7 protein-coding genes and 1 CRISPR repeat array are annotated in these 6476 nt (G+C 43.5%); of the genes, 6 read left to right on the top strand and 1 reads right to left on the bottom strand.

The genetic code is table 11. The features are described 5' to 3' along the window. From LBQ60_03460 to LBQ60_03440, 5 genes are all read left to right on the top strand, one after another. Positions 1 to 210 (top strand): hypothetical protein (locus tag LBQ60_03460; GenBank protein MDR2036960.1); only part of this gene is annotated, 210 nt, incomplete at its 5' end. Positions 211 to 213: 3 nt separating this feature from the next. Next, on the top strand, positions 214 to 1308 hold the full coding sequence (locus LBQ60_03455) for an iron ABC transporter substrate-binding protein (protein ID MDR2036959.1): 1095 nt from the start codon (positions 214 to 216) through the stop codon (positions 1306 to 1308). Further along, positions 1305 to 2369, top strand: coding sequence for an iron ABC transporter permease (locus LBQ60_03450; protein MDR2036958.1), 1065 nt, complete (start codon positions 1305 to 1307; stop codon positions 2367 to 2369). The genes LBQ60_03455 and LBQ60_03450 overlap by 4 nt, the downstream gene beginning before the upstream one ends. A gap of 2 nt (positions 2370 to 2371) precedes the next feature. Further along, positions 2372 to 3139: an ABC transporter ATP-binding protein gene (locus tag LBQ60_03445; protein MDR2036957.1), complete on the top strand. Its 768-nt coding sequence runs from the start codon at positions 2372 to 2374 to the stop codon at positions 3137 to 3139. Between the two features lie 87 nt (positions 3140 to 3226). After that, positions 3227 to 4348 carry a TrmO family methyltransferase gene (locus LBQ60_03440; GenBank protein MDR2036956.1) on the top strand — a complete coding sequence of 374 codons (1122 nt, stop codon included), beginning with the start codon at positions 3227 to 3229 and terminating at the stop codon, positions 4346 to 4348. A 316-nt stretch (positions 4349 to 4664) separates the two neighbouring features. Here LBQ60_03440 and LBQ60_03435 read toward each other — a convergent pair whose 3' ends face one another. Continuing rightward, positions 4665 to 5234, bottom strand: coding sequence for a HupE/UreJ family protein (locus LBQ60_03435; GenBank protein MDR2036955.1), 570 nt, complete (start codon positions 5232 to 5234; stop codon positions 4665 to 4667). Between the two features lie 183 nt (positions 5235 to 5417). Between LBQ60_03435 and LBQ60_03430 the strand changes: the two genes are divergently transcribed. Further along, positions 5418 to 5954, top strand: coding sequence for a dihydrofolate reductase family protein (locus LBQ60_03430; protein ID MDR2036954.1), 537 nt, complete (start codon positions 5418 to 5420; stop codon positions 5952 to 5954). A 74-nt stretch (positions 5955 to 6028) separates the two neighbouring features. Next, positions 6029 to 6457: direct repeats of the CRISPR family, unit length 47 nt; unit sequence GTTGTGATTAGCTTTCAAAATTGTATCTTTGAAATACGACAAACAGT. Positions 6458 to 6476 lie beyond the last annotated feature (19 nt).

Raw genomic sequence — 6476 nt, 5'->3', positions numbered from 1 at the left:
TTATACAAGTCAAAACAATTTTCGGACGATACCAACGAAAGCGCCATCAAAGCGTATTCGACTTTTGATATCCAGTTATCCAGGCCATTGTTCAGTAACTTCCATATCATGCTGGATGTACAGGATATTTTCGATAACCGCCATATGGAAACGGCCAATGATATGTCTCCCGGAAGGATCTTTACCGGAAAACTGGCCCTTAAGTTCTAACCCATGCTGAAGAAAGAAAAATACATCATTGGCTTTTGCCTCATTGTTGTGACCGTCATGGGATGTCACTCCCGGTTTCAGCCAAATACTGAAGGAACGGTTGTGGAAGATATGCTCGGAAGGAAAATAACCATTCCTTCAAAAGTAGAACGGATCGTGGGGATCCGGGCCGGAACACTTCGGTTGCTCTTGTACATGGATACTTCGGACATGATTGCAGGCATTGAAGAGGCAGAGACCAGAAGCCCGAGACCGTACCTGGCTCCTTTCCCGGAGTTGTTGGAATTACCAGTGATCGGTCCTTTGATGGGAGGTGATGCGGAAATGATCCTTCATGTGAGGCCGGATGTTATTTTTACTTCTTACACCACTATCGGAGAAGCGGATGTACTTCAGAAAAAGACAGGTATCCCTGTCGTGGCGCTTGAATGTCCTGAAATGGCGACCTCAGCAAGGGATACATTGTATAGTTCATTACGGCTGATCGGGAAAGTGTTGCATAAGGAAGAAAGGGCTGACAGCCTGGTCGGATATATGCAGGCCATGATCCGTGAACTCGGAGAGCGCACGGCAGATATACCGGAGAAAGACAGGACCGGGGTATATATCGGAGGAATTTCCTATAGCGGTGCAAAAGGAATTGCATCCACACAGCCTTATTTTCCTCCGTTTTCGTTCACACATGCCAGAAACGTGGCGTCCGTACTGGAAAAACGATTGATCTCCCATGTAAAAGGAACCTATATTGACAAAGAACAGTTGTTACTGTGGGATCCGGATATAATTTTTATCGATGAATCGGGATTGGATCTTTCCCTGGATGATATCAGGACGGGAAAAAGTTTGTACGGATTGGGAGCCGTGCAGAATAATAGAATATATACCTTACTGCCCTATAATAACTATGCCATCAATTATGAAATGGTATTGATCAACAGTTGGTTTGCCGCAAAAGTCATGTATCCTGAGGAATTTCCGGATATAGATATCCGTGAAAAAGGGAATGAAATATCGGCTGTGTTTTTTGGTAAGCCGGTGTTTGATGAATGGATAACCGGTAATAGTTTCCGGATGATCGATAAAAAGAAGATCCGATGAGTAGCGCTATTATATCACAATATAAGAGATATGTCCGTAAAAGGATCGCTTTCATTATGATCGTGTCGCTGCTATTGGTCGTTTTTTCTGTTATGTCATTGGTATTGGGGACTGCTGATATCCGGCTGGCCGATATATGGCAGTTGATATGCGGTAAGGGTTCCGGGTTTACCTCCCAGATCATTCTGCATATCCGGTTACCCAGGGTAATAGGCGCTATTCTGGCCGGAACCGCATTGGCAGTATCCGGTGCTGTTATTCAGAGCCTGTTGCGTAACCCGCTGGCTTCGCCTTATACATTGGGGATCACAGGAGCATCCGCATTCGGGGCGGCCTTTGCCATTGTTGTACTGGGCGCCGGAAGTGCCTACAGCGGATCCAATGATATGGCCATGATCGATCATCCTTATGTGGTCACATTATCGGCGTTTGCATGGAGTATCGCAGGGGTACTGCTGATCCTCCTGCTGTCAAAATACAAAGGGGCTACTCCTGAAATGATCATCCTTTCCGGGATCATCCTTTCTTCCCTTTTTATGGCAGGAATTTCAGCCATGCAGTATTTTGCAGATAATGTACAACTGGCTTCTATCGTATTCTGGACATTTGGCGATCTGGGAAGGGCTTCATGGGACAACCTGTGGATATTTACCATGGTGCTGGTGCCGCTTCTGGTATTTTTCTTCTGGCAGGTATGGACCTATAAATCGCTGCAGTCGGGAGACGAACATGCCCGGAGTCTCGGGGTAAACGTAAAGCGGGTCCGTCTGACCGGGATGGTTGCTGCAACGTTGGCTACGGCGGTAGTAGTATCATTTTATGGGGTGATTGCTTTTGTCGGGTTGGTCGTTCCTCATATCATCCGCAGGATCATTGGTAATGATGAACAATTCCTGATACCTGCCTCTGCTATCTTCGGGGGATTTTTTCTCCTGTTCTCGGATACGCTGGCGAGAACGGTGATATCTCCGGTGATCCTTCCGGTAGGTATTCTTACTTCCTTTATAGGTGCACCCCTGTTCCTCTTTCTCCTGATCAAAGGTATGAATAAAAAATATTAGCCATGATCCATATCCGGGACATCGAATTCAGTTATCATATCCATCCAGTACTACAGGATGTTAGCTGTCATATCGGAATCGGTGACTTCGTGGCGCTTGTGGGGCCGAACGGTTCCGGGAAGAGTACGTTGATCAAGTGTATCAGCGGCATCCTGAGAGTACAAAAAGGAGAGATCCTGATCGACGGGAAGACATCAGACGCCTATTCGGCCAATGAAATGGCGCGAAAGGTGGCTTATGTCCCGCAGAGTGAGCGCGGACGATTATCCGCCACTGTATTCGATACTGTACTGATGGGGCGCAAACCCTATATCAGTTGGAAACCGTCGGCAAACGATCTGGATATTACGGCCGGGATATTGAAATTACTGGATATCGGACACCTGTCGATGAAGAGGACCGACGAACTAAGCGGAGGGCAGCAACAAATCGTTATGATCGCACGTGCGCTGGCACAGGAACCGGAAGTTTTGCTCCTTGACGAGCCGACCGCCAATCTGGATATCCGGCACCAGCTGGAGGTGATGGAAGTCCTGAAAACATTATCGGCAAAAGAAATGACCATTGTTATTGCCATACACGATATCAATATGGCTGTACGTTATGCCAGTCATATCATGATGCTGAAAGACGGGCATATATTCTCCTATGGCGGACGGGAAGTGATCACTACGGAACATATCGAAACATTGTACCAGATACCGGTGGACATCATCGATCGGGACGGGCAATTATTCATTGTCCCCGGAAAATGGCCGGGAGAAAAATAAGCACCCGGTGCTATTTGTTATTTTCTTAAGCCCCATTGATAACGTTCATTAAATGTGGCTTAATTTATTGATATTATTTAAATCATCATGAACCAGATTTCCTTCATTCCGGTCGGTAAAGTGATCAACGGGTTCGACGAATCGACAGATCCCCGGATCATAAAAAGAACAACAAGTAAGATCATCATTTACCCTGATTATCATGAGGCCTTGCTGAATATCCGGGATTGCGGTTACCTGGATATTGTTTTTTATTTTCACCGGCAGGAAAATGCGCCTGTATCCCTTTCAGGGACAACCTGTTCCGGAGTTGAAAGGGGTGTCTTTGCTTCACGTAGTCCGAAACGGCCCAACCTGATCGGTATCACGATGGTGAAATTACTGGAAGTAAACGGTAATGAACTTATCGTGGAAGGACTTGATGCACTCAATAACAGCCCGGTGATCGATATTAAATGCTGCGATACCTCATTGATGGTGTCTGAAACCGACCGGCATAAAGTACATCATTCCATACTCAGGTCCGAACCCCGTATCGAGATACAGAACCACATCATGAATCACCGGACGGACCTTTTACTGATGGAAGCCGGACAGATGCACGGGCATTTTTGTCCCGGACTAGCTATGGGAGTAATGGCCGCTGTATATGCCATGCGGCAGATGCAGGCAACATCCGACGGCATGGAAGACCTGCTGGCCATTACCGAGACGAACAATTGTTTTTCTGATGGTATTCAATGGGTTACAGGATGTTCTTTTGGAAACAATGCATTGATCTATAAGGATCTGGGAAAAACGGCTTTTACCTTATCCCGCAGGGACGGAAAGGGTATCAGGATCTGTTCGAAGCATACATCAGGAGAAGTCATCATGAATGCTTTTCCGGAATTCCGGGAATATTACCGCAAAGTAGTGAAGGAACAGGATCATGATCCGGAGATGGTGGCTACTTACCGGAAACTGGCATTGGAAAGGGCCTTTGGTACCTTGGAGATCCCTTTTGAGGAGTTGTTTGCCGTTCAGGAAGTAAGAACGGAAATACCGGAATATGCTGCTATACGCGCGAGCGTGTTATGTACGGCATGTGGGGAGAGTGTCATGAAAAACCGGACCGTAGAAAAAGCCGGGCAATTTTATTGTTACACTTGTGCCGGAAAAGATCATATGATGCTCGACGGAAACGGTATCCATCCTGTCTCAGGTTAAAAATAATAAAGCATGGTTACTTCCATTTTCCATTCTCTATTGGCTACGTCGAGCTAAAGGTTCTCCATTACTCGCTGATGCTCATGAGGCCGGCTATCGCCTGGATTATGAAGTTAAAAAGTGAGAACGTTCATAAAGTCAGAAAGTTATGATATTTATAAGGTTTGAAATTAGGAATGTAAGAAAGTTAAAAATCAAAAAATAGGAACGATGAACAATAAATGATGAACTGAAAAACTGAAAAACTCATAGTTCATCATTCATTGTTAATTTTCCATTCTCCATTCTCCATTCTCCATTCTCCATTCTCCATTCCTTACGGCCACCTCTCCAGCAACATAATCAATGATATACCGGCGCCGGCACCTGACAATACCAGTATCCAGTCGCGTTGCTTCATCCTTAGTACACGGGTCATCAAAGCTGTAATCAGCAGAACACATAAAACGATCAGTATCTGCCCTATTTCCACACCGATATTGAACCCAAGTAAGGGAACCACAATGGATTTCTCCGTTCCCAGCAGGCTGCGCAGATAAGAAGAAAAACCCAATCCGTGGATCAACCCGAAAAACAAGGCCAGGCTGTATTTGATCATGGCGGAGGTTCTGTCCTGTCCACCGGAGATAATATTCCCGGCAGCTGTGATAAATATAGTCACGGGGATCAGGAATTCGATCCATGCCGATGAAACTTTCAGTATATTCAATGTGGCCAGCGCCAGGGTAACGGAATGTCCGATGGTGAATGCGGTAACCATGATCAACACCTTCTTCCATTGGGTAAAAGTATATACGGCGCACAACATGGCAACAAACAGAATGTGGTCATAGCCCTGCAGGTCGGCTATATGCTCGATTCCTAATTCCAGGTAAAGTCTAAACATTTTTGATGATTTTTATGAAATATCCGGATAATCTTTATCGATTGCAAAGATAGGTGTTTTATAGGCTACATGTATATTTCATCAGTTATTGAAAAGTATTCGAGGCTCTATTGTCTCTGTATCTCAAATATTTATTAATTTCACAGGCGAAAAAAACAGTAAAAATTAATAACGGAAATAAAGATGAGAAAATTAACATTATACATAGCAACGAGTTTAGACGGTTACATTGCGAAACCAAACAACGATCTTAACTTTTTGAAAATTGTAGAAAAAGAGGGCGAAGATTATGGCTATGCTAAATTTACAGCAAATATCGATACCATAATTCTTGGCAGGAAAACTTACGATTGGGTGCTTAATGAAATTGGTTCTTCTCATTACGATAATGGAGATAAAAATGTATATGTTATCACAAGAACGGAAAGACCGAGTGTTGGTAGAACAATATTCTATACAGGAAATTTAGTTGAATTGGTACAGCAACTGAAAAATGAAAGCGGAAAAGACATTTGTTGTGATGGCGGTGCAGAAATTGTGAATGAACTTTTGAAAAGTGACCTGATTGATGAGTTTATAATTTCAGTTGTGCCTATATTGCTTGGTAGCGGTATAAGACTTTTCAAAGACGGCAGACCTGAACAACAACTTGAACTTGTAAACGTGCAAACATTTGGCACAGGATTAATGCAGTTGCACTATAAACAAAAGAAAAAGTGATGAATACGAAGCAAATAAAATAAAATATATTGGGAGCTTTACACTCATTAATAACATATAGGGCCTTTCCCATAGTTGTGATTAGAGTTCAAAATTGTATCTTTGAAATACGACAAACAGTTAATTAATAACGAATAATATGTACATAACGTTGTGATTAGCTTTCAAAATTGTATCTTTGAAATACGACAAACAGTATGATATTGGAGAGAGGAAAACAGACGAGGTTGTGATTAGCTTTCAAAATTGTATCTTTGAAATACGACAAACAGTCAGTTCCAGCATTCGGATTACGAACGACAGTTGTGATTAGCTTTCAAAATTGTATCTTTGAAATACGACAAACAGTCCATAACCCGTCCAAGTCTTCCACTCCCTTGTTGTGATTAGCTTTCAAAATTGTATCTTTGAAATACGACAAACAGTTTTAAATGCTATTTAAAGAAGCCTGACCGTGTTGTGATTAGCTTTCAAAATTGTATCTTTGAAATACGACAAACAGTGCAGCGGTCGCAGAAGTCT

It is taken from the genome of Bacteroidales bacterium (genome assembly GCA_031275285.1).
Classification (GTDB): domain Bacteria; phylum Bacteroidota; class Bacteroidia; order Bacteroidales; family UBA4181; genus JAIRLS01.
This window is presented reverse-complemented; position numbering and strand designations above follow the sequence as displayed.